This window comes from Mesorhizobium sp. WSM4819, from assembly GCF_055811215.1.
Genome location: NZ_JBVVQO010000063.1, coordinates 1 through 20,369, shown reverse-complemented (window position 1 = coordinate 20,369; position 20,369 = coordinate 1). Strand labels below are relative to the sequence as shown.

The 20,369-nt window shown below is 63.3% G+C and carries 22 protein-coding genes; 8 read left to right on the top strand and 14 right to left on the bottom strand.

The features are described 5' to 3' along the window. Positions 1-218: 218 nt before the first annotated feature. Positions 219-3,716, top strand: a complete 3,498-nt coding sequence (carB, locus tag AC0L18_RS31760) for a carbamoyl-phosphate synthase large subunit (protein WP_473495652.1) — start codon at positions 219-221, stop codon at positions 3,714-3,716. Between the two features lie 117 nt (positions 3,717-3,833). Here carB and AC0L18_RS31755 read toward each other — a convergent pair whose 3' ends face one another. Next, entirely contained in the window at positions 3,834-4,298 is a 465-nt protein-coding gene (locus tag AC0L18_RS31755) for a DUF6644 family protein (protein WP_473495651.1), read from the bottom strand. Continuing rightward, complete coding sequence (locus AC0L18_RS31750; RefSeq protein ID WP_091595020.1) at positions 4,299-4,688, bottom strand: DUF6152 family protein; 390 nt, start codon at positions 4,686-4,688, stop codon at positions 4,299-4,301. 370 nt (positions 4,689-5,058) lie between these two features. Here AC0L18_RS31750 and AC0L18_RS31745 point away from each other — a divergent pair, with 370 nt between their 5' ends. Continuing rightward, positions 5,059-5,379: a DUF1476 domain-containing protein gene (locus tag AC0L18_RS31745; protein WP_031255188.1), complete on the top strand. Its 321-nt coding sequence runs from the start codon at positions 5,059-5,061 to the stop codon at positions 5,377-5,379. A 133-nt stretch (positions 5,380-5,512) separates the two neighbouring features. On the opposite strand, the gene AC0L18_RS31740 is transcribed toward AC0L18_RS31745, so the two are convergent. From AC0L18_RS31740 to AC0L18_RS31720, 5 genes are all read right to left on the bottom strand, one after another. Further along, positions 5,513-6,268, bottom strand: a complete 756-nt coding sequence (locus AC0L18_RS31740) for a DUF4142 domain-containing protein (protein WP_473495650.1) — start codon at positions 6,266-6,268, stop codon at positions 5,513-5,515. Between the two features lie 67 nt (positions 6,269-6,335). Continuing rightward, complete coding sequence (locus AC0L18_RS31735; RefSeq protein WP_473495649.1) at positions 6,336-7,079, bottom strand: DUF899 family protein; 744 nt, start codon at positions 7,077-7,079, stop codon at positions 6,336-6,338. A 154-nt stretch (positions 7,080-7,233) separates the two neighbouring features. Continuing rightward, on the bottom strand, positions 7,234-7,665 hold the full coding sequence (locus AC0L18_RS31730; RefSeq protein ID WP_473495648.1) for a lysozyme inhibitor LprI family protein: 432 nt from the start codon (positions 7,663-7,665) through the stop codon (positions 7,234-7,236). Positions 7,666-7,822: 157 nt separating this feature from the next. Next, complete coding sequence (locus AC0L18_RS31725; protein WP_473495647.1) at positions 7,823-8,311, bottom strand: GNAT family N-acetyltransferase; 489 nt, start codon at positions 8,309-8,311, stop codon at positions 7,823-7,825. A 5-nt stretch (positions 8,312-8,316) separates the two neighbouring features. After that, a complete protein-coding gene (locus tag AC0L18_RS31720) occupies positions 8,317-9,180 on the bottom strand; it encodes a transglycosylase SLT domain-containing protein (RefSeq protein ID WP_473495646.1) in 864 nt (287 codons plus the stop codon). 178 nt (positions 9,181-9,358) lie between these two features. Here AC0L18_RS31720 and AC0L18_RS31715 point away from each other — a divergent pair, with 178 nt between their 5' ends. Then, positions 9,359-9,928, top strand: a complete 570-nt coding sequence (locus tag AC0L18_RS31715; protein WP_473495645.1) for a methylated-DNA--[protein]-cysteine S-methyltransferase — start codon at positions 9,359-9,361, stop codon at positions 9,926-9,928. Positions 9,929-9,939: 11 nt separating this feature from the next. Here AC0L18_RS31715 and AC0L18_RS31710 read toward each other — a convergent pair whose 3' ends face one another. Continuing rightward, positions 9,940-10,266: a hypothetical protein gene (locus AC0L18_RS31710; RefSeq protein ID WP_287253656.1), complete on the bottom strand. Its 327-nt coding sequence runs from the start codon at positions 10,264-10,266 to the stop codon at positions 9,940-9,942. A gap of 330 nt (positions 10,267-10,596) precedes the next feature. Here AC0L18_RS31710 and AC0L18_RS31705 point away from each other — a divergent pair, with 330 nt between their 5' ends. The 3 genes from AC0L18_RS31705 to AC0L18_RS31695 all read left to right on the top strand — a co-directional run bounded on the left by AC0L18_RS31705 (position 10,597) and on the right by AC0L18_RS31695 (position 11,521). Then, positions 10,597-10,809 (top strand): cold-shock protein, encoded by a 213-nt coding sequence (locus AC0L18_RS31705; RefSeq protein WP_023678332.1) that lies wholly within the window; start codon positions 10,597-10,599, stop codon positions 10,807-10,809. A gap of 260 nt (positions 10,810-11,069) precedes the next feature. Further along, positions 11,070-11,270, top strand: coding sequence for a hypothetical protein (locus AC0L18_RS31700; RefSeq protein ID WP_023799785.1), 201 nt, complete (start codon positions 11,070-11,072; stop codon positions 11,268-11,270). After that, positions 11,267-11,521, top strand: coding sequence for a type II toxin-antitoxin system RelE family toxin (locus AC0L18_RS31695; protein WP_023799786.1), 255 nt, complete (start codon positions 11,267-11,269; stop codon positions 11,519-11,521). Before AC0L18_RS31700 ends, AC0L18_RS31695 begins: the two co-directional genes overlap by 4 nt. A 14-nt stretch (positions 11,522-11,535) precedes the next feature. On the opposite strand, the gene AC0L18_RS31690 is transcribed toward AC0L18_RS31695, so the two are convergent. From AC0L18_RS31690 to AC0L18_RS31680, 3 genes are all read right to left on the bottom strand, one after another. Next, on the bottom strand, positions 11,536-12,147 hold the full coding sequence (locus AC0L18_RS31690) for a glutathione S-transferase family protein (RefSeq protein WP_473495644.1): 612 nt from the start codon (positions 12,145-12,147) through the stop codon (positions 11,536-11,538). Positions 12,148-12,261: 114 nt separating this feature from the next. Next, on the bottom strand, positions 12,262-13,116 hold the full coding sequence (locus AC0L18_RS31685) for an EAL domain-containing protein (RefSeq protein ID WP_473495643.1): 855 nt from the start codon (positions 13,114-13,116) through the stop codon (positions 12,262-12,264). Further along, entirely contained in the window at positions 13,113-14,048 is a 936-nt protein-coding gene (locus tag AC0L18_RS31680; RefSeq protein ID WP_473495642.1) for an EAL domain-containing protein, read from the bottom strand. The genes AC0L18_RS31685 and AC0L18_RS31680 overlap by 4 nt, the downstream gene beginning before the upstream one ends. Before the next feature lie 205 nt (positions 14,049-14,253). Here AC0L18_RS31680 and AC0L18_RS31675 point away from each other — a divergent pair, with 205 nt between their 5' ends. Beyond that, positions 14,254-15,456 (top strand): pyridoxal phosphate-dependent aminotransferase, encoded by a 1,203-nt coding sequence (locus AC0L18_RS31675; protein WP_023799790.1) that lies wholly within the window; start codon positions 14,254-14,256, stop codon positions 15,454-15,456. A gap of 61 nt (positions 15,457-15,517) precedes the next feature. Here AC0L18_RS31675 and AC0L18_RS31670 read toward each other — a convergent pair whose 3' ends face one another. The 3 genes from AC0L18_RS31670 to AC0L18_RS31660 all read right to left on the bottom strand — a co-directional run bounded on the left by AC0L18_RS31670 (position 15,518) and on the right by AC0L18_RS31660 (position 17,513). Then, a complete protein-coding gene (locus AC0L18_RS31670) occupies positions 15,518-16,006 on the bottom strand; it encodes a hypothetical protein (protein ID WP_473495641.1) in 489 nt (162 codons plus the stop codon). Continuing rightward, a complete protein-coding gene (locus AC0L18_RS31665) occupies positions 15,982-17,034 on the bottom strand; it encodes an MFS transporter (protein WP_473495640.1) in 1,053 nt (350 codons plus the stop codon). Before AC0L18_RS31665 ends, AC0L18_RS31670 begins: the two co-directional genes overlap by 25 nt. 71 nt (positions 17,035-17,105) lie before the next feature. Beyond that, positions 17,106-17,513, bottom strand: coding sequence for a (R)-mandelonitrile lyase (locus AC0L18_RS31660; protein WP_473495639.1), 408 nt, complete (start codon positions 17,511-17,513; stop codon positions 17,106-17,108). Positions 17,514-17,890: 377 nt separating this feature from the next. Here AC0L18_RS31660 and AC0L18_RS31655 point away from each other — a divergent pair, with 377 nt between their 5' ends. Continuing rightward, positions 17,891-19,942, top strand: a complete 2,052-nt coding sequence (locus AC0L18_RS31655; protein WP_473495638.1) for an elongation factor G — start codon at positions 17,891-17,893, stop codon at positions 19,940-19,942. Positions 19,943-20,369 lie beyond the last annotated feature (427 nt).

Here is a 20,369-nt window from a genome sequence, read left to right as displayed (position 1 = left end):
CCTACTGCCCTACTGCCCTACTGCCCTACTGCCCTACTGCCCTACTGCCCTACTGCCCTACTGCCCTACTGCCCTACACTCCGCATTTTAGGGGGTTACATCCGGCAAAACTCTTCCCTATAAGGCCCTCCTAGCCTGATACCAGAATCGCGAGCACAACCGGCCGGGTCTTCCCGTCCGGTTTTTCGTGCAAGCCGCCTGCCGAACGGACCCTCGATATGCCAAGACGCACCGACATCAAGTCGATCCTGATCATCGGGGCCGGCCCCATTGTCATCGGTCAGGCCTGCGAATTCGACTATTCCGGCACCCAGGCCTGCAAGGCGCTCAAGGAAGAGGGTTTTCGCGTCATCCTGGTCAATTCCAACCCGGCCACCATCATGACCGACCCGGAACTGGCCGATGCCACCTATATCGAGCCGATCACGCCGGAAGTGGTGGCCAAGATCATCGCCAAGGAGCGGCCGGACGCGCTGCTGCCCACCATGGGCGGCCAGACCGCGCTCAACACCGCCCTGTCGCTGCGCCGCATGGGCGTGCTCGAACGCTACAATGTCGAGATGATCGGCGCCGACGCCACGGCAATAGACAAGGCCGAGGACCGGGCGCTGTTTCGCGAGGCGATGAAGAAGATCGGCCTGGAAACGCCGAAATCGATGCTGGCCAACGCCACCGACGTCAAGAACGCCGACCGCAAGACGCATGAGGCCGAACGCGCCGCGCTGAAGGCCGAGAAGCCCGAAAACCTCGACGCCGCGCTCGACGCGCTCGAAACGCGCTGGAACCTCGGCGAGGGCGACCGCAAGCAGCGCTACATCAGCCATGGCATGGCGATCGCCGCACAGGCGCTCGACCATGTCGGCCTGCCCGCCATCATCCGCCCGTCCTTCACCATGGGCGGCACCGGCGGCGGCATCGCCTACAACCGCGCCGAATTCTACGAGATCGTCCAGTCCGGCCTCGACGCCTCGCCGACCACCGAAGTGCTGATCGAGGAAAGCGTGCTCGGCTGGAAGGAGTACGAGATGGAGGTCGTCCGCGACAAGGCCGACAACTGCATCATCGTCTGCTCGATCGAGAACATCGACCCGATGGGCGTGCACACCGGCGACTCGATCACCGTCGCCCCTGCCCTGACCTTGACCGACAAGGAATACCAGATGATGCGCAACGCCTCGATCGCGGTGCTGCGCGAGATCGGCGTCGAGACCGGCGGCTCCAACGTGCAGTTCGCAGTCAACCCCGCCGACGGGCGCCTGGTGGTGATCGAGATGAACCCGCGCGTCTCGCGCTCCTCCGCACTCGCCTCCAAGGCGACCGGTTTTCCGATCGCCAAGATCGCGGCGAAGCTCGCCGTCGGCTACACGCTGGACGAGTTGGAGAACGACATCACCGGCGGCGCGACGCCGGCCTCGTTCGAGCCGACGATCGATTACGTCGTCACCAAAATCCCGCGCTTTGCCTTCGAGAAATTCCCTGGCGCCGAGCCGGTGCTGACCACGGCGATGAAGTCGGTCGGCGAGGTCATGGCCATCGGCCGCACTTTTCAGGAATCGCTGCAGAAGGCTTTGCGTGGGCTTGAAACCGGCCTCACCGGCCTCGACGAGATCGAGATCCCCGGTATCGCGCACGGCGCAGCCAGCCACGCCGACGACCGCAACGCCATTCGCGCTGCCCTCGGCACGCCGACGCCCGACCGGCTGCGCATGGTGGCGCAGGCGATCCGCATGGGCACCTCTCTGGAAGACGTGCACTCCATGTGCAAGATCGACCCGTGGTTCCTCGAACAGATCGCCGGCATCCTCAACATGGAAGCCCGCATTCGCGAGCACGGCATCCCCGAAGACTCCGCCAATCTGCGCATGCTGAAGGCGATGGGTTTCTCCGATGCCCGCCTCGCGTCCCTGGTCAGGAAAGACGTCGAAGAGGTTCAAAAGATACGCGAAAAGCTCGACGTTCATCCGGTTTACAAGCGCATCGATACTTGCGCCGCCGAGTTCGCCTCGCCGACCGCCTACATGTACTCGACCTATGAGGTGCCCTTCGCCGGCGCGCTCGCCAACGAGGCGCAAGTCTCGTCGCGAAAAAAAGTCGTCATCCTCGGCGGCGGCCCGAACCGCATCGGCCAGGGCATCGAGTTCGACTATTGCTGCTGCCACGCCGCCTTTGCGCTGCGCGACGCCGGCTTCGAGGCGATCATGGTCAACTGCAACCCGGAGACCGTGTCGACCGATTACGACACCTCGGACCGGCTCTATTTCGAGCCGCTGACGCCGGAGGACGTTTTGGAGATCCTGCGCGCCGAGCAGGCGTCGGGCGAGCTGGTCGGCGTCATCGTCCAATTCGGCGGCCAGACGCCGCTGAAGCTGGCGGATGCGTTGGAGAAGGCCGGCATCCCGATCCTCGGCACTTCGCCCGACATGATCGATCTCGCCGAAGACCGCGACCGCTTCCAGAAGTTGTTGCACAAGCTCGGCCTCAGCCAGCCGAAGAACGGCATCGCCTATTCGGTCGAGCAGGCCCGCCTCGTCGCCGGCGAGCTCGGCTTCCCGTTGGTGGTGCGCCCGTCATATGTGCTCGGCGGCCGCGCCATGCAGATCATCCACGACGAGAGCATGCTGCAATCCTATCTGCTCGACACCGTGCCCGGCCTTGTGCCGGAGGACATCAAGCAGAAATACCCCAACGACAAGACAGGCCAGATCAACACACTGCTGGGCAAGAACCCGCTGCTGTTCGACACCTATCTCTCGGGCGCCATCGAGGTCGATGTCGACTGCCTGTGCGACGGCAAGTCGACCTTCGTCTCCGGCATATTGGAACACATCGAGGAGGCCGGCATCCATTCGGGCGACAGCGCCTGCTCGCTGCCGGTGCACTCGCTGCCGTCGGAGCTCGTCGACGAGTTGGAGCGCCAGACGGCCGCACTTGCCCGTGCGCTCAATGTCGGCGGCCTGATGAACGTGCAGTACGCGATCAAGGACGGCACCGTCTATGTGCTGGAGGTCAACCCGCGCGCGTCGCGCACCGTGCCCTTTGTCGCCAAGACCATCGGCCGGCCCATCGCAAAGATCGCCGCCCGCATCATGGCCGGCGAGAGCCTGGAAGACGCCTTCGCCCATTACGGCGCCATGCCCGACCCCAGAAATCCCGGCCATATCGCGGTCAAGGAAGCGGTGTTCCCCTTCGCTCGCTTCCCCGGCGTCGACATCCTGCTCGGGCCGGAAATGCGCTCGACCGGCGAGGTCATGGGCCTCGACCGCGACTTCGCGCTGGCTTTCGCCAAGAGCCAGTTGGGAGCGGGTGTTGATCTCCCCCGCGCCGGCACGCTGTTCGTTTCGGTGCGCGACGAGGACAAGAAGGGCATCCTGCCGGCGGTCAAGCGTCTCGCCGGCCAAGGTTTTAAAGTAATGGCCACCTCGGGCACCGCCCGCTTCCTCGCCGAGAACGGCGTCGCCGCCGAGAAAATAAACAAGGTGCTGGAAGGCCGCCCGCACATCGAGGACGCCATCCGCAACCGCCAGGTGCAGATCGTCTTCAACACCACGGACGGCCAGAAGGCGGTGTCGGACTCAAAATCGCTGCGCCGCGCGACGCTGATGCAGAAGGTGCCGTATTACACGACGCTCTCGGGTGCGGCGGCAGTGGCGGAGGCGATCGCGGCGCTGCGGGCGGGGAACCTGGAAGTGCGCCCGTTGCAGGAGTATTTTTCCTAGGCGATTAGCTGATCTCCCCCCAAGTGGGGGAGATGGCCGGCAGGCCAGAGGGGGGCGCTGTCCCGCCAACGCTACAGCACCCTGATCCGTCCAGGGCACGCTGTGCCGAGCCCCGCCTCAGTTAAGAAACCCAATGAACCGTCCGGCGAAAAGCACGGACGTCCACAGCACCAGCGAGAGCACAGCCAGGATAGTGACGGTACCGCCGGCCGGCTCGTCGCTGCCTTCTGCGCGGCGCATGAAGGTGAGAAAATTGGCGCCGGCGAGGAGTATGAGCGTCATCTTGGTGAGAAAAATCGGCATCACCGCATACTCTCTCGCCCTGACTGAAAACAGCAGCGACCCGGTGACAAGCGCGCCGGCGAACGCGGTAAATGCGGTGCGGCGCAGCAGCGTGACGAACGGCACGTACGGCAGCGAGCGGAAGGCGCCGAGGATCCTTAGGTCCATGAGCCAGACGCTGGTCAGCAGCGCGCCGATCGACATGATGTGCAGCGCATTGACTATGGGATAGGCGACGAAGGAGGCCTTCAGCCCCCTTACGATGGCGAGTTGCTCGATGCCGGCGAGGTACCAGTCCATTCAAGCCGGCGGCACGCGGTCGGGGTAGACGTCATAAGCCTTGCCGTTGACGATGACGCGGGCTGCTTTCATCCACTTCTCGGTCTCGTCGCGCGAGCGGTGGCCGATCGCGGTCACCTCGTCGCCGACCTTGGCGACCTCCTCCGTGAAGCCGGCGGCAATGGTACGGGACGGCGGCGCCAAATCCACCCGCCAGGCCTCTCCGTCGGCGTCGACATCCAGTGTGGCGTGCGGATTGCCGATATAGATGGCTGTGATCTTGCCCCGGAGCTCAAAAAACCCATCCTGGGTCCACGACCAGCCGTGATGGGCGTAAGCTGCGGTGCCAGCGGCAAGGATCACTGCCGCTGCCAGCGTGACGCTCCGAATCCCGTTGAAAGGTGACTGCATCGCTCGCCTCCTCGGCTCATCCCGCCAATCGAGAGTAGGTCACGGCGCGGCAACGTCAAATCACATCGGTGCGAAGGCTCTGGGCGAAGCATTGGTTGTCGATGTCGGCGCCGCCCCTCACTGCCTGCCGGCATCTCTCCCCGTCAAGAACGGGGAGAAGGGACCTAGCCGCAACACTGGCACCCCCTCTCCCCGTCCTTCACGGGGAGAGGGTGAGGGTGAGGGGCAGCGCCAACCCGAAGCGATTGCCCGGCGGCATGAACGGTCCGGTCTTGCTTATGACATCCATGCACGCCATGTTCGGCCTCTACCGCCGCTCTTCTTCTCCACCGGATGAAGGTCGGAGACTCACACCTGAACGAGGCAAATTATGAGCAGTATGAGAGACCGTCAGGAAGGCTTCGAAAAGAAGTTTGCGATGGACGAGGACACGAAGTTCAGGGCCATGGCGCGCCGCAACAAGTTGCTCGGCCTATGGGCCGCCGAAAAGCTCGGCAAGTCAGGTGAGGACGCCGACGCCTATGCGAAAGAGGTGGTGCGCGCAGACTTCGAAGAGGCCGGGGACGACGACGTGTTGCGCAAAATACGCGCCGATTTCGACGCTGCGGGCGTCGCCCAGTCGGATGTTCAGATTCGCGGCGTCATGAACGACCTGCTGGCGACGGCTGTCGAGCAGATCAAAAACAGCTGAGAGAGCGCCAACTTAAAGCGTGTCGCGACGTGCTTTAAGTTCTCGTTTATGCGTTTCCCAAAACCGCTGCGCATCTCGGGTCAGGCCCAGGGTCAGGCCCGAGGGCATGCGTTTGGGTGACGACATGCATTAGTTAGCTGTGGGCTGCCACCAGATCCTTTAGGCGCTCTTCGTGCATCCGCAGCGTCGGTAGCGTCTTCTTGGCGAATTCCTTCAGCGCCGGGTCTTCACCCGACTGCGCATAGGTTGAAAACAGCGCTAGCGCCTGCTTGTGCGCCTCGGTCTGCAGGAGGATGAATTTCGCCTGGAATTCGTCGCCATCAAGGTTCTTGAGCTGGTCCAGCATCGCCTGGTCTTTCGGCAGCAAAGCCGGGCCGCTCGCTGTCACCGAGGCCGTGATCTGGCTCTGTTCGAGAGCTGCCTTGAAATCCTCGCCAGCCTTGGTGTGATCCCTGACCATCAGCGAGGCGAAATCCTTCACATCGGCGGCGACATTCTTTTGTTCGGCCAGCTTGCTGCTTTCAATCTCGAACCGGTTGGCGCTGGGGACGGTTCTGGAGAAGGTCTCGGTGTCGATCTTGGTTTGGCCGACAGCAGGTATATCGGCCGGCGTGGCGGATTGGGCTAGGGCCGCCGGCGCGCCGGCAAGCAAGGCGACCATGGCAAGCGTGAGATTTGTTTTCACAGGAAATCTCCGAGTTTGTGATCCTCGGAGAGTCCAACGCGACACCAGCGGCGAAGTTGCGCCTTCCTTCTCTCCTTTGTGGGAGAAGGTGGCCGAGCGAAGCTCGGTCGGATGAGGGGTGTTCCAGCTTGGCGGTACACTTGATGGAGCAGCCATCAGCGCAGAGACGGTGCACATTTGCCAACGCCTCATTTCTTCCAGCACCCTTCATCCGTCTCGGCGCTACGCGCCGATCCACCTTCTCCCACAAGGGGAGAAGGCAAGGACCCACTCAGTGGCAGCACGCGCCGTTATATTGCAACTGCTCGTCCCAGTTCGGCCGGCCCTCCGGTGTGAAATCCATCAGGTTCCACAAGGGCTCGCAAGTGCCGATGGCGCGCGGGTCCTGACCGGGTTCGGACGGCGCGAAGCCAAGCTCCGAGCTCCAGAAATGCCGGATGCCATCGGCGTCGCGATGGAACACCGACAGCATCGGCAACTGCGCGCCGTCGTCGGCCTCGGCGTGGTAGTCGCGCTTGAAGCTGTTGCCGGCCGAGGAGAGCAGCCGCATGTTCGTCCAGCCGCGATCGCGGCCAAGCGTGATCAGGTTTTCAAGCGCGGTCTTGCCCACAACCGCGAAATTGAAGCCGGCGGCCTCGAGATGGCCGATGGCGCCGTCGAACTGGTCGAGCAGCGCCGTGCAGGACGGGCATGGCTGGTCGGCCCGCGCGAGCTTGGCCGTGCCGCCGCTTGTCGCCACGTCGCGCGTCTCCTGCGGGTGGCGCGGAAACATCATCGAGTAGACGATCAGCGTGTCCTTGCCGGGTGAAAACAGCTCCGACAGTTTTATGCGGGCCGGCTTGCCGTCGGCGCCAAGCCCGTCGAACACATAATCCTGAGGCACCAGCCCGCCCGGCGGCAGTGCACGGCGGGCGACGGCCACATCCTCCATGGCGCGGCGCAGCTCGATTTCCTTTTGCAGCAGCGTTTCGCGGGCGGCGCGATATTCAGCGGATTCGTTGGGAAAGGTGATCATCGTCATCTCCATCAGCCGTGCTTGTGGCGGCGCGCGCCCTATGCGGCAGCGCACCTTGCCTCTCAAGGACGCATCGCGAAGCAGGGTTCCGACATTTTGCGCGCCTAACTCGGCGATAAGGCCTTAACGGCTCCGCCTTAGCCAGCGACAGAGGCTACTGCGGCGGCACCGGGCAGCTCGTATCGCCCTCCTGGCAGTTGAGATAGCCCTGAAAATCCTTCAGCCTGATGTTGGTGAGGCTCGCCTTGCAGCCGGCTATGACCATCGGATACATGCTGCCTGCCATATCGGTCGGGCCCCCCTGGAAAGCGCATTCGGCATCGCGAAAGGCGACCCAGGCGCGCTGCGCGCCGACCAGCAGCTTCTTCGTCGCCGCGTCGTCCTTCAGCCTGCCCTCGATCTGCCTGTAGGCGTGGTTGAGCTTCTTGTCGGCTTCGGTGAAAGACTTGCCGGCGCATTCGTTCATGGTCGCCTGGTCCTGTGCGTCGGCGCAATCGTCGGCGCGCGCGACGCCCGCAAGAAGCGGAAGGGCGAGGATCACCAGACCGGTTTTGGCCAGACCCGGTTTGAAAAATAAAAGCCGCATCGTGTTTCTCCGGTTTCGGTCGAGACCCCGCCCGCGGCACGAAAGCCGCAGGATCGCAGCTTAACTTCTGAACGGTTGCCGGCAAGATGCAGCCTGCCGCCTTGGTGGACACTTCGTTTCCGCACAATGCTCGCTGATCGGCTTCGCCAACCGCTCCTCACCCCGCCCAGTCGACTTCGAACATCCCCAGCCGCTCGTAAAGCCTGACCGCGGCAGCATTCTCAACCGTGTTGGTTTTGAGATCGACATGCGCAGCGTCCCGTGCGTGAAAGGTGGTGAAGACGTGCCACATCAGCGCTTCGGCGATGCCTCGGCCGCGCGCCTCGGGGTGGACGGCAAGGTCTTTGACGAACGCCCTCGTCCAGCACAATGCCGCGCCTGCCAGCCGACCCTTGCTGTCGATGACCAGGAAACACAAGGCAGGGTCGAATTCCGCGTCGCTTGAAATACGCGGCCACCATTCGTCGAACGGCCCGTCGGCGCCATCGTCGAAGACGGTGGTCAGCAGCGTATGCAAAGCCAGCGCGTCGGCGGCCTCAAAACCGCGCATGACAAAACTTTCCGGCCAGCGCGGCGGGGCGAGCGTGTCGTCGAGGATCTTGCGCAGCCTTATGTCGTTCGGCGCCGGCGGGCGCGGCTCAGGCATGGCGTTCAGGCGTCGGGCTGCAGGCGACGCCGACTGCGGTCGCGGCCCAGGCCGGTTTGTTCCAGCATGCCCTTGCGCTTGGCGTCGTAATAATAGCCGCTCTGGTAGAGCCGATCGGCGCGCTTGGCGTTGCCGCCGGCCACCAGCCAGGCGCCACGCAGATATTTCACCGCATATTTCAGATTGGTCTCGGCGTCGAACAACCCGCTCGCCGGCCCGTCATAGCCCATGCCGCGCGCCGTCGCATGCTTGATCTGCATCAGCCCCCAGTGGCCGCGATTGTAGGCCTTGGGATTGAAGGTGCTCTCGCGCTTGACGACGCGGCGCACCAGATCGACCGGAACCTGATAGAGGACGGCATATTTCTCGATCAGCCGCTCGATCTCGCCGCGCGGTCCCGCGGAATACTGTTTGGCAGGGCTGGTCGAAAGCAGGGCGGACGGATTCTCAGGCAGGGTGTAGGCGACCTGCTGGACGCCTGGCATCGTCTTGCCTGTCTCGCCGGTGACCGGCATCGCAACGGCGGCGGTCGCATAGACAGGCGCTGTGCCGGCTGGCGCGGCATCGGCCGTCATGGCTGCAGGCGCAGTTGCGGCCAACGGGGTCGGGCCGGCAAAGGCCGCTGGCTGGACAGGCGTCGCGGCGGGATCGACGGCCAGCGCCGCGGTCTGGACGGGCGTGACGCCGGACGATTCCGGCAGCACCGAAACCCTGTCGGGCAGCGCCAGCGCATAGCCGGCATCGCTACCATCTGCGGCGGTTTCAGTCAGGGAAGGCACGGCCTTGGTCTGCGCGGTCGAAGTGCAGCCGCTGAGACCGGCCGCAGCGAGCATCACGCCGATCGCGGGAAAGATGATTTTTGCTGGCAAGCCGCGCTCGGGTCCGGTTCGTCTGTTAAGAAGTCCTTACACCACCGCCTTTCCCCCGGCAATCCGCAGCCAGTTGGGATTTCCAATGGTTTTCGGGTGGCAACAGACCCCTGAAAATGCGATATCCGTTCTCGATATGTACTGGACTACCATTCGTTCCTTCGGACAGGAGCACATCATGGAAGACACCTCTCAAGCCATCGCCGGCCACGCCGTCTTCGAAACCGTGATCGGCTTCATCGGCATCGCCTGGAGCGAGGCCGGGCTGACGAGGCTTTGCCTGCCCCAGCGCAGCCGCGACGCGGTGGAACGGCGGTTGCTGCGCCATGCCGGCAACGCCGCTTCGAGCGCCCGACCGCAATGGGTTGCCGAGCTGATCGCGTCGATAAAGGCCTATGCCGCGGGCGAGGACGTGGATTTCTCCGGTGTGCCGGTCGATCTCACCGGTGTCGACGATTTCCGCCTCGCAATCTACGACGCGGCGCGCAAGCTCGCCTATGGCGAGACCACCACCTATGGCGAACTGGCCAGGCGCGCCGGCCATGCCGGGCTGGCGCGAGAGACGGGCGCCGCGCTCGGCGCCAACCCGGTGCCGCTGGTCATCCCTTGCCACCGCATTCTTGCCGCCGGCGGCAAGATCGGCGGTTTTTCAGCGCCGGGCGGCTCGACCACCAAGGAGAAGATGCTGACGATGGAAGGCGTGCGCGTCGGTCCGCCGCCGCCGGCGCAGGTCTCTTTTGGGTTTTGAGGCCGACATTGCTAGTCCGGAAAGATGCGCCGGCGAAAATGCCGGTCTGTTTCCACGCGCTTGCACTTGTAGACGATGCAGGAGTTGGTATCGGCGCTCGGCACCGAAGCGCGTGCCCTGACCTCGCCCATGTTGCAGAAACTCTGGCTCCGCACATAACGGTCGTAGAGCGGCAGCCCCGGCGTGCGCGTCGACTGATAACGCAGGATGACGGCGCCTTCCCGTGCGATCGTCGCGCGCACCGTGCCGCAGCTCATGCGGCTCGGGTCATAGCGCGAGATCGCCTGCGCCTCGGCGGCCATCAGCGTCAGACAGGCGGCAAACAGGACAGTTTTCATGGTCCTCTCCCCAAACAGGACCGGACGCTCGGAGGCGGCACGATCCTTCCCCGCAGCGTGCACCATAGGCCATGCGACCCGGTGCAACGCCCGACGTTCAACGCTTTCACGCGATTGGGGCGGCCATTGGGCAGCGCCGCATCAGCGCCTTTTTTCGCGCAGTCTTGTTTTTTGCGGAGAAGCGGACTATATGAGGTCCATTGATATTTCGGCCGATCGATCCGGGCCTCGCGATATTCGCGTTTGCTGACGTCTATCTCCAAAATCTCGATACAAACCGGCTGGACTTCGGTTCAGTCAAGCTAAAGCAAACGTATAAGGACTATCGAAATGGCAACAGGTACGGTCAAGTGGTTTAATTCCACCAAGGGTTTCGGCTTCATCCAGCCTGACAGCGGCGGCGCGGACGTTTTCGTCCACATCTCCGCAGTCGAGCGCGCTGGGCTGTCGACCCTGGTCGAAGGCCAGAAGATCAACTTCGAGATCGAGCAGGACCGCCGCACTGGCAAGTCGTCCGCTGGATCTCTGAGCAAGGCAGCCTGATTTTGCGAATGGCGCGCGCCGGGCGATAGCTCGGGGCGCGCGGCAAGTCACGGATGTACTGACGGTCGCGCGAGAAGCGCGCCGGAGCGGAAAGAACCCGACAAGCCGAAGCAGCAGATTGCTGCCGGCCCGGCCAAAGCGCTCCCGATCAGGCTACCAAGCATGGGAAGGCGGGATTTTGTCCCGCCTTTTTGCTGTCCGGATTTCCGGATGAAACAGCTACCTTGGCCTTATTGTGCCAATCATGGTATTTTTAGCCGATGAGCAAGCTTGAACAGATTGAGAAATCCGTCGCCGAACTGAGCCCTGAGGAACTGAAGGCATTTGCCGCCTGGTTCGAGGCACTGAAAGCGGAGATGTGGGATCGGCAGATCGAAGCCGACGCCAAGGCTGGCAGGCTGGATAAACTTGCCGAGCAGGCCTTGGCCGACCATCGCGCCGGCCGGACCCGGTCTTTGTGAATCATGTCGCCACTCCCTTATTCTGGGAGGCTTATGCAAAACTGCCCTCGTCGATCAGAGCAAAGGCGGACAAACGTTTCGCCAAGCTGCGTTCTGATCCGTTTCACCCGTCGCTGCATTTCAAACAGGTCGGACGCTATTGGTCGGCGCGGGTTGATCTCAACTACCGCGCCGTAGCTGTCCGTGACCACGATGACGTTGTCTGGTTTTGGATCGGCACCCACTCCGAATATGACCGCCTCCTGAAGTAGCCGTAAGGACAGAACTACCCCAGCCACTCCATCGGCACATGCCCAGGATCAGTCTCGACCCGTTTCAGCCAGGCCGCCACCGCCGGGTAGGCGTCGAGCTGAAAACCGCCCATCTCGGCCGTATGCGTATAGGCGTAGAGCGCGATGTCGGCGACGCTCAAGGCCTCGCCGGCAAAGAACGCACTGCCCGCCAGATGCTTGTTCATCACGCCGAGCGCCTTGTTGCCGCGCTCCAGCGTCAGCGCCAGCCGTTCCGGTGTCGCGTCCCTGGCCCGTTCGGGAAAGGTCAGCAGCGCCTTGCGCACCGCAATATAAGGTTCGTGGCTGTACTGCTCGAAGAACAGCCATTGATAGGCCAGTGCCCGCTCGTATCTGTCGGCCGGCAGCAACCGCGTGCCTTCGGCGAGATAGAGCAGAATGGCGTTGGATTCGGCAAGCCGCCGGCCGTCGTCGAGCTCGAGCAGCGGCACCATGGCGTTCGGGTTCTTGGCGACATAGTCTGGCTTGCGCGTGTCGCCGGTGTGCGAGCTGACCTCGACATTGGTGAAAGCGATGCCGAGCTTGGCCATCAACAGGCGCGGCTTGTAGCAATTGCCGCTGTCGATCATTCCATAGAGTATGGTCATTGGTGCTCCCATCGCCGCTCCCCTCGGCGGAGCCGCCTTTACCGGCAATTATCGTGGCAGCGACGGCTTCCTCCAGTGATTTGTTTTGGCGCAACCATCAGCGCCGCTGATGGATCACCCAAACAACGGCACGACGTTGTTGGCCATGCCAAGCAGCCTGTCGATGGGCAGCGGCTCCTCGTCGAAGACCGTGCCGGCCAGCGCCGGCCGGGCAAGGTAAAATCCCTGCATCAGGTCGACGCCGCCGTCCAGCGCGACGCGCAGATGCGTGGCTTGCTCGATGCCTTCGACCAGCACTTTGGCGCCGCGGTCATGCAGCGCGGAGACCAGCGGCCGGAAAAACCGTTCGGCGGCGGCATGGCGGCAGAATTCCGCGAACCAGGTGCCGTCGATCTTGACGATGTCGGGCTGGACAAGGGCGACCCGCTCTTCCGTCGAATGCCCGGTGCCGAAATCGTCGATGGCGATACGGATGCCGTCACGCCGCATCTCGCGCGCCAGGCTGACGAGCACCTTGTCTTCGGCCGCCTGCTCGGTGATCTCGCAGACCAGCATGCCGGGGTGCAGGTCGAACTCGGCGAGACGCCTGGTCATCAGCCTGATTTCTGCCACCGCTCGCCTAGGGTCATCGTTGATCAGCGGATTGTAGTTGAAGAACAGGTCGAGCCCGCCGACGCCGATGTTGCGGAAATTCCTGAGATGCAGCACCCGGCACATCGTCTCGACGAACAGGCGATCCGCCACGGGGATGCCCTCGAAGAATACGCGCGGCGCGACCGGCCTGCCGGCGCGGTGCGGCTCGATCAGGCCTTCGACGGCGACGGCCTTCAAAAACCTGCCGCGCGGCGCAAAGATAGGCTGGTAGGCGCTCCTCAGCCGGAACGCGCCATAGACGCCATATTCGATCCCGACTTCGTCGGCAAAGATTGCCTCGCCGACATTGCGCCGCCTGTCGGGCCGCCCGGTCACGGCACCACCTTGCGCCCGAAAGCCCGTTTCGGCCGCGGCGAAGGCGAGACGGTCGCAGGCGCCTCGCCGGCGTCAGGCGCCGTCACCGGCATCTGCCTTTCCTTGCCGAAGACTTGGCTTTCCTTGCCGAAGACTTGGCTTTCGTTGCCGAAGACGTGAAAGCTGGTCGGTGCAAGCTCCGGGCGCGCCAGCGCGAATCCCTGCACCATCGAGGCTCCCGATTTCTCGGCCAGTTCAAGCTGCCAGCCCTCCTCGATGCCCTCGAACACGGTGCGGATGCCTTGCTGTTCGAAACTTGCCACCATGGCGGTCAGCAGCGCGAAGCCGGCGCCGGACTCCATCAGTTGCATGATCCAGCGGGCGTCGAATTTGACGATGTCAGGCCTGAGGTCCTTGATCCGGTTGATGTCGGACTCTTCGGCGCCGTAGTCGTCGACCGCGATGCGAAACCCGTTGGCCCTGAGCGCCTCGACGAAATTGTAGAGCGTTTCCTGAGACCCCGACTTTTGCTCGGTCACCTCGCAGACGACGCGGTTCGCATCGATCCCGGCCTCATGCAGCACCAGCCGCATGTCGCGTAGCGCGCTGTCGGCGATGCTGCGATCGGTGAACACCGACGGATCGAAGTTGATGAAAATGAATGCCTCCTGCGGCAGGCAGGCGCCGGCGTTCAAAAGGTGCAGTGTCCTTGTCAGCGCCTCGATATGCAGGCGGTCGACCGTCGGGCAGGCGTTGAAAAAACTCACCGGCGTCTGCGGCTCGGCGTCGCGGAACGGCCTGATCAGGCCCTCGAATCCGGTGATGGACAATTTGCCGTTGCTGAAGGCAAAAATCGGCTGGAAGGCGCTTTGCAGCGTATAATTGCCCCAGACACCGCTGGCGGTGCCGTCATCGTGGCGGACGATATGGGCAAGCCCGATGCTGCGCGACACGGTTCCTCCCGTTGCGAGACTGGTGGAATGGGTCGTGATCCAGCCACCCCGGGTTTTACCGCGTGTAAGTGAATTTATTGTTGCCGGATTTGCCGGGGATTTGAGGTCTGGCTCATCCGACAATGCTTGCGCTTGGCGGGATGATGCGACATGAGAGACGCCGCGGTCGGATGGACCGCCTGGCCCTACAGGAGACAACGCCGTCATGGCCTTTCTTGCCGACGCCCTTTCCCGCGTAAAGCCTTCCGCGACCATCGCAGTGACGCAGAAAGCGCGCGAGCTGAAAAACGCCGGCCGTGACGTGATCGGGCTGGGTGCTGGCGAACCGGACTTCGACACGCCGGACAATATCAAGAACGCTGCGATCGAGGCCATCCGCCGCGGCGAAACGAAATATCCTCCCGTTTCCGGCATCGTGCCGCTGCGCGAGGCAATCGCCCAAAAATTCAAGCGCGAGAACAATCTCGATTACCGGCCGGAGCAGACCATCGTCGGCACCGGCGGCAAGCAGATCCTGTTCAACGCATTCATGGCGACGCTGAACCCCGGCGACGAGGTCATCATTCCGAGGCCGTACTGGGTCAGCTATCCCGAGATGGTAGCGATCTGCGGCGGCACCCCGGCATTTGCCGACACCTCCATCGACAACGGCTTCAAGCTGACGGCGGCGGCGTTGCAAAAGGCGATCACGCCGCGCACCAAATGGCTGTTGATGAACTCACCGTCGAACCCGTCGGGCGCCGCCTACAGCGAGGCTGAATTGCGCGCTCTGGCCGACGTGCTGCTCGAACACCCCAATGTCTGGGTGCTGACCGACGACATGTACGAGCACCTGATCTACGGCGATTTCGTCTTCACGACCATCGCCGAGGTCGAGCCGAAGCTTTATGAGCGCACCCTGACCATGAACGGCGTGTCGAAGGCCTATGCGATGACTGGCTGGCGCATCGGCTATGCGGCCGGGCCGGTGGCGCTGATCAAGGCGATGGACATGATCCAGGGCCAGCAGACCTCCGGCGCCTGCACCATTGCCCAGTGGGCATCGGTCGAGGCGCTGAACGGTCCGCAGGATTTCATTGCGAAAAACAAGGCGATTTTCCAGGCTCGGCGCGATCTCGTCGTGTCGATGCTCAATCAGGCGCGCGGCATCACATGTCCGTCTCCCGAAGGGGCTTTCTACGTCTATCCGTCCTGTTCCCAGTTGATCGGCAAGAAGACCAAAGCCGGCAAGCTGATCGACAGCGACGAAGCCTTCTGCTCGGAACTGCTTGAGGCCGAGGGCGTGGCGGTCGTGTTCGGTTCGGCATTCGGCCTCGGCCCGAACTTCCGCATCTCCTATGCCACGTCGGAGGCGTTGCTCGAAGAGGCCTGCGCCCGCATCCAGCGCTTCACCGCCTCGCTGACCTGATCAAGCGCATCTCGAACACCAAAACCGGCTCGCAATCGGGTTTTGGCGGTCGGCGCCAGCCTCATCCCTGGCGACTGTGATTGGTTTCGCGCGCCGAACGAGCCTCGGCCGGCGCCAGAATGGCGGCCAGAAGCCCGGCCGTGACGAACGAAACGATGGCGGCCGTCAGCATCGCCGCATGGAAGCCCCCGGCATAGGCGGCTGCGAACAGATCGCGCAGGGCGTCCTTGCCCATCGCCGCATCGGCTGCGAAATCGTACCTTGAAACCGCGGCGCGGGCCACCGCTCCCGCATTGGCGACACCGGCATTTTCAAGATGCGCCGTCAGCAGGGCTGTTGCCCGCATGCTCATCAAGGCGCCGAGCAGGGCGATGCCGATGGCGGTGCCGCCCTGGCGGGTTGCGTTGATCACCGCCGACACCATGCCCGAACGCTCGCGCGGCGCAAACGACATCGCGGCAGCGCTGCCGGTCGGGATGGACAGCGCATTGCCGAGACCGCCGACGGCAAACAGCAGGCCGATCGTCACATCGAGGGTCCAACCCAGCACATGCCCAGCATGGAAAGACCGCTCGAAAGATAGCCCGATGTCATCAGCGCCGAGTGCCCGTAGCGCTGACTGAGCCTGCCGATCGCCGGCGACACGACCATTTGGACGAGGAACAGCGGTGCCATGCACAGGCCGGTCTGTGTCGGCGACCAGCCCTGTGCCTGCTGCAGGAATATCGAATAGAGGAAGACGCTGGTGTAGGAGGTGAGGCCGAGCGCGAACGAGGCGACATTGGCGACGGCGAAGCGAACGTCGCGGAACAGGCCAAGCGGCAGCATCGGCCGCGGCGTGCGTGCCTCGAAGACAAGGAATGCCACCAGGCCGGCGAAGCCGACGACAAGGGCGATAACAGCCTCTCGATCGCCCCAACCTTTTTCGCCTGCCGATATCAGGCCGAAGGTCAAGGCGCCCAGCCACAGAATGCTGAGCGCCAGGCCGACAAGGTCGAGATGGGCATGCTCGGGGTGTGAAGTCTCTACGATCGAAGCCGCACCGAGCGCGATCGTGGCCAGGCCGAGCGGCAGGTTGATCAGGAAAATGCTCTGCCATCCGGCGGTTTCGACCAGGATGCCGCCGACGACCGGGCCGGTGAGCAGCGAGACGGCTGCGAACGACGCCCAGCCTCCGATGACGCCGGCACGCTCGCGACCGTCGGGAAACGCCTGCGTCAGAATCGACAGCGCACCCGGAATGATCAGCGATCCGGCTATCCCCTGCACCACCCGGCCCACCAGCAGCACCGACAGGTTGGGCGCGATTGCACATATGGCAGAGCCAGCCACGAAGATGCCGATGCCTGCCAGCCAGGAGCGCTTGCGCCCGTAGCGGTCGCCGATCAGGCCTGCCGACAGCATGAAGGCCGACAGGCAAAGCGTGTAGGCGTCGATCACCCATTGCAGCCCGGCGAAATCGATGCCGAGCGCAATCTGGATCGTCGGCAGGGCGACGTTGACGATGCTGATGTCGAGCAGTGCGACGAATGTGCCGAGATAGACTGCGGCAACAAGAGGCAAGCGACGGTTCGACATGAAACCCAAACCTGAGCGTGGAAATCACCTACAATTATCAGACGCGACCAATGATCAGACGCGACGCGCTTTCAGGCCCGATCAACGCCGCCATACTGCTCGTCGGTCACCGTCTCCAGCCAGTCGGCATGGACGCCGTCGAGCGCCTCCTGCATGGCGATATGGGCCATCGCCGATTTTGGACCGGCGCCGTGCCAATGCTTTTCGTCAGGCGCAAACGAGATGACGTCGCCGGCCCTGATTGCCTGTATCGGCTCGCCCCAGCTTTGCGCCAGGCCGGCGCCTGACACGACATAGAGCGTCTGGCCCAGCGGATGCGTATGCCAGTGGGTACGCGCGCCGGGCTCGAAACCGACCATGATGGCGCGTAGCCGCGCCGGCGCTTCCTTCTCGATGATCGGCGTCTGCCACACGCGACCGGTGAAGTACTTTTCCGGCGCAATGACGGTCGGCACGCTGCCGCAAGCAATGATCTTCATCGTCGCAAAGTCCTCAAGCTGATGGCGGATCGGTCGGCGACGATCCGCTCCTTTTTGTCGCAGGAAGCGGCACTTTCATCCGATAACCGTCATGGCGCAACCGCTTTTGCGGCTGTTCGGCGACGGACCCCGTCACGGCATTGACGGAAAGCCCAGGCCCGCATTCGACGGCTTCGCCGATCATGGCTCAACATCCGCGACATCAGGCGATCCTCAAATCCCCGATTCTCAAATCGCGCGATCTCAAATCACTTGCCCTCCCGCCTAACCCGTGGGACGATGCCTTTGGGTAGGCGGCAAACTGAAAAAAAGCCCCGCCCGCGACGGTCGACAGGCCGGCCGCCGCTCCCAGGGAAACGCCTGAGTGGAGGTCAGTCATGGGAACTCGCGCCGGAGGACGACGCACAGGACCGAAATGCATTGCCATAGTCGGTCCCTTTGCAAGCGGTAAGACGACACTTCTCGAAGCCATATTGGCCCGCACGGGCGCCATCCCCCGCCAGAATCCGGTCTCCTCGGGAAACACAATTTCCGATCATTCGCCCGAGGCACGCGCTCACGCCATGAGCGTTGAGGCGACGTTTGCCACCACCGACTTCATGGGCGAGCAACTCACCTTCGTCGATTGTCCCGGCTCCATCGAATTCTCCTTCGAGGCAGAGCCGGTTCTGGCCGCCTGCGACATCGCCGTGGTCGTCGCCGAAGCCGACGAGAAAAAGATCCCTGCCCTGCAGCTGATCATGCGCAAGCTCGACGATCTCGGCGTGCCGCGCATCATGTTCCTCAACAAGGTCGACAAGGCGATATCAGGCGTGCGCGACACGCTGAAGATGTTGCAGCCGGCAAGTTCGGTGCCTTTGCTGCTGCGCCAGATTCCGCTGCGCAAGGACGGCGTGGTGATCGGCTCGATCGATCTGGCGCTGGAGCGCGCCTACATCTATCGCGAATATGCCGAAAGCGAAGTCGCCCAGATTCCCAGCGACGACAAGGCGCGCGAGCTCGAAGCGCGCTTTTCCATGCTGGAGACGCTCGCCGACCATGATGATCAACTGATGGAGCAGCTGCTCGACGAAATCGAGCCGCCCAAGGACGCCATCTTCGACGACCTGGCCGCCGACTTGCGCGATGGTGCCGTGACGCCGGTGCTGATCGGCACCGCCGAGAAGGGCAATGGTGTGCTGCGGCTGCTAAAAACGATCCGCCACGACGCGCCCGATGTTGAAGCAACACACAAGCGCCTCGACGCAGCTGACGGCAATGCGACCGTGGTCCAGGTGATGAAGACCATCCACACCGCGCATGGCGGCAAGCTGTCGATCTCGCGCATCCTGTCCGGCCAGCTTGCCGACGCCTCCGAGCTCTTCCTTTCGAACGGCGCGACGGCAAAGGTCTCCGGCATCTACAGAATGCTCGGCAAGGACCAGACCAAGCTCACCTCGGCCCCGGCCGGCGACACGGTCGCGCTCGGCAAGATGGACGAGGTCACGACCGGTCAGACCTTGAGCTCGGTCAAGGGCGGCATCCAGCCCTTGGTCACGCTGACGCCGCCGCAACCGGTCTATGCCTTTGCGTTGCGACCGAAGGAACGCAAGGACGAGGTCAAGATGTCGGCGGCCATCCAGCGCCTTGCCGAGGAAGATCCCTCGCTCAGCGTGCGCCACAATCAGGATTCGGCTGAAACCGTGCTGTCGGGCCATGGCGAAATGCATCTGCGTGTCGTGCGCGAGCGGCTGGAGGGCAAGAACCAGATTCCGGTCGAAGGTCATCCGCCGGCCGTGCCTTACCGCGAGACGATCCGCAAAGCGGCGCAGCAGCGTGGCCGTCACAAGAAGCAGTCGGGCGGCCATGGCCAGTTCGGCGACGTGGTGATCGAGATCAAGCCGCTGCCGCGCGGCTCCGGTTTCCAGTTCACCGACACCATCACCGGCGGCGCCGTGCCGAAAACCTATATCCAGTCGGTCGAGGCCGGCGTGCGCGATTATCTGAAATCGGGCCCGCTCGGCTTTCCAGTGGTCGACGTCGCCGTCAACCTGTCCGACGGCTCCTATCATTCCGTCGATTCGTCGGACATGGCCTTCCAGATGGCGGCAAAGCTGGCGATGAAGGAAGGCATGGCCGCCTGCTCGCCGGTGCTGCTTGAACCGATCATGAAGGTGGAAATCGTCACGCCGTCCGACGCGACATCGAAAATCATCGCCCTGATCCCGCAGCGGCGCGGCCAAATCCTCGGCTATGATGCGCGGCCCGGCTGGCCGGGATGGGATGTCGTCGAGGCGACCATGCCGCAGGCAGAGATCGGCGATCTGATCATCGAGCTGCGTTCGGCCACCGCGGGCGTGGCCAGCTATCGTGCCGGCTTCGACCATATGGCCGAACTCACCGGCCGCCTGGCCGACGAGGCGTTGAACGCCAATGGCAAGGCTGCCTGACACTTGAACTTGGCGACGGTCAGGCTGCAGAACACAAGGAAACGGCGTCCGGACATGATCCGGACGCCGTTCTCTTGCGGACCGTCTTCGTGGGAGGCGAAATGGCAGGTCCGCCGCACATGCCGCCAACGCTTGACAGCCTCAGCGGAAGAATAGTTCGGACGCGGTAGCCGCCTGAGCCCGGATCGTCCGAGTGATGCCCCCATCTCCCGCACGAACCACACCGCGTCCTATGATCTGCTTAGTCGATGCTGCGCGCCTGCGACATGTTACCTGAGGTTACATGTCACTGTTACATGACAATTTCGGTCGGCTTTGCGTCAGCGCCGGCAGGGTTCGGGATACAAAAAAGTCGGCCGTGAAGAATACGGAAGCCGCTGATATCGCATAGGAATAGTCTACTTTTCAGGCTTCCGAATTGCAGGTA

Bases quoted from the DNA above. Each gene is read 5' to 3' on its own strand.
- AC0L18_RS31725 (WP_473495647.1), bottom strand. From the start codon at position 8,311: ATGCCTGAGCCGCGCCCGCCGGCGCCGAACGACATAAGGCTGCGCAAG.
- carB (WP_473495652.1), top strand. From the start codon at position 219: ATGCCAAGACGCACCGACATCAAGTCGATCCTGATCATCGGGGCCGGC.
- AC0L18_RS31735 (WP_473495649.1), bottom strand. From the start codon at position 7,079: ATGATCACCTTTCCCAACGAATCCGCTGAATATCGCGCCGCCCGCGAA.
- AC0L18_RS31700 (WP_023799785.1), top strand. From the start codon at position 11,070: ATGAGCAAGCTTGAACAGATTGAGAAATCCGTCGCCGAACTGAGCCCT.
- AC0L18_RS31660 (WP_473495639.1), bottom strand. From the start codon at position 17,513: ATGAAGATCATTGCTTGCGGCAGCGTGCCGACCGTCATTGCGCCGGAA.
- AC0L18_RS31675 (WP_023799790.1), top strand. From the start codon at position 14,254: ATGGCCTTTCTTGCCGACGCCCTTTCCCGCGTAAAGCCTTCCGCGACC.
- AC0L18_RS31730 (WP_473495648.1), bottom strand. From the start codon at position 7,665: ATGCGGCTTTTATTTTTCAAACCGGGTCTGGCCAAAACCGGTCTGGTG.
- AC0L18_RS31715 (WP_473495645.1), top strand. From the start codon at position 9,359: ATGGAAGACACCTCTCAAGCCATCGCCGGCCACGCCGTCTTCGAAACC.
- AC0L18_RS31705 (WP_023678332.1), top strand. From the start codon at position 10,597: ATGGCAACAGGTACGGTCAAGTGGTTTAATTCCACCAAGGGTTTCGGC.
- AC0L18_RS31750 (WP_091595020.1), bottom strand. From the start codon at position 4,688: ATGCAGTCACCTTTCAACGGGATTCGGAGCGTCACGCTGGCAGCGGCA.
- AC0L18_RS31665 (WP_473495640.1), bottom strand. From the start codon at position 17,034: ATGTCGAACCGTCGCTTGCCTCTTGTTGCCGCAGTCTATCTCGGCACA.
- AC0L18_RS31655 (WP_473495638.1), top strand. From the start codon at position 17,891: ATGGGAACTCGCGCCGGAGGACGACGCACAGGACCGAAATGCATTGCC.
- AC0L18_RS31710 (WP_287253656.1), bottom strand. From the start codon at position 10,266: ATGAAAACTGTCCTGTTTGCCGCCTGTCTGACGCTGATGGCCGCCGAG.
- AC0L18_RS31690 (WP_473495644.1), bottom strand. From the start codon at position 12,147: ATGACCATACTCTATGGAATGATCGACAGCGGCAATTGCTACAAGCCG.
- AC0L18_RS31745 (WP_031255188.1), top strand. From the start codon at position 5,059: ATGAGCAGTATGAGAGACCGTCAGGAAGGCTTCGAAAAGAAGTTTGCG.
- AC0L18_RS31755 (WP_473495651.1), bottom strand. From the start codon at position 4,298: ATGGACTGGTACCTCGCCGGCATCGAGCAACTCGCCATCGTAAGGGGG.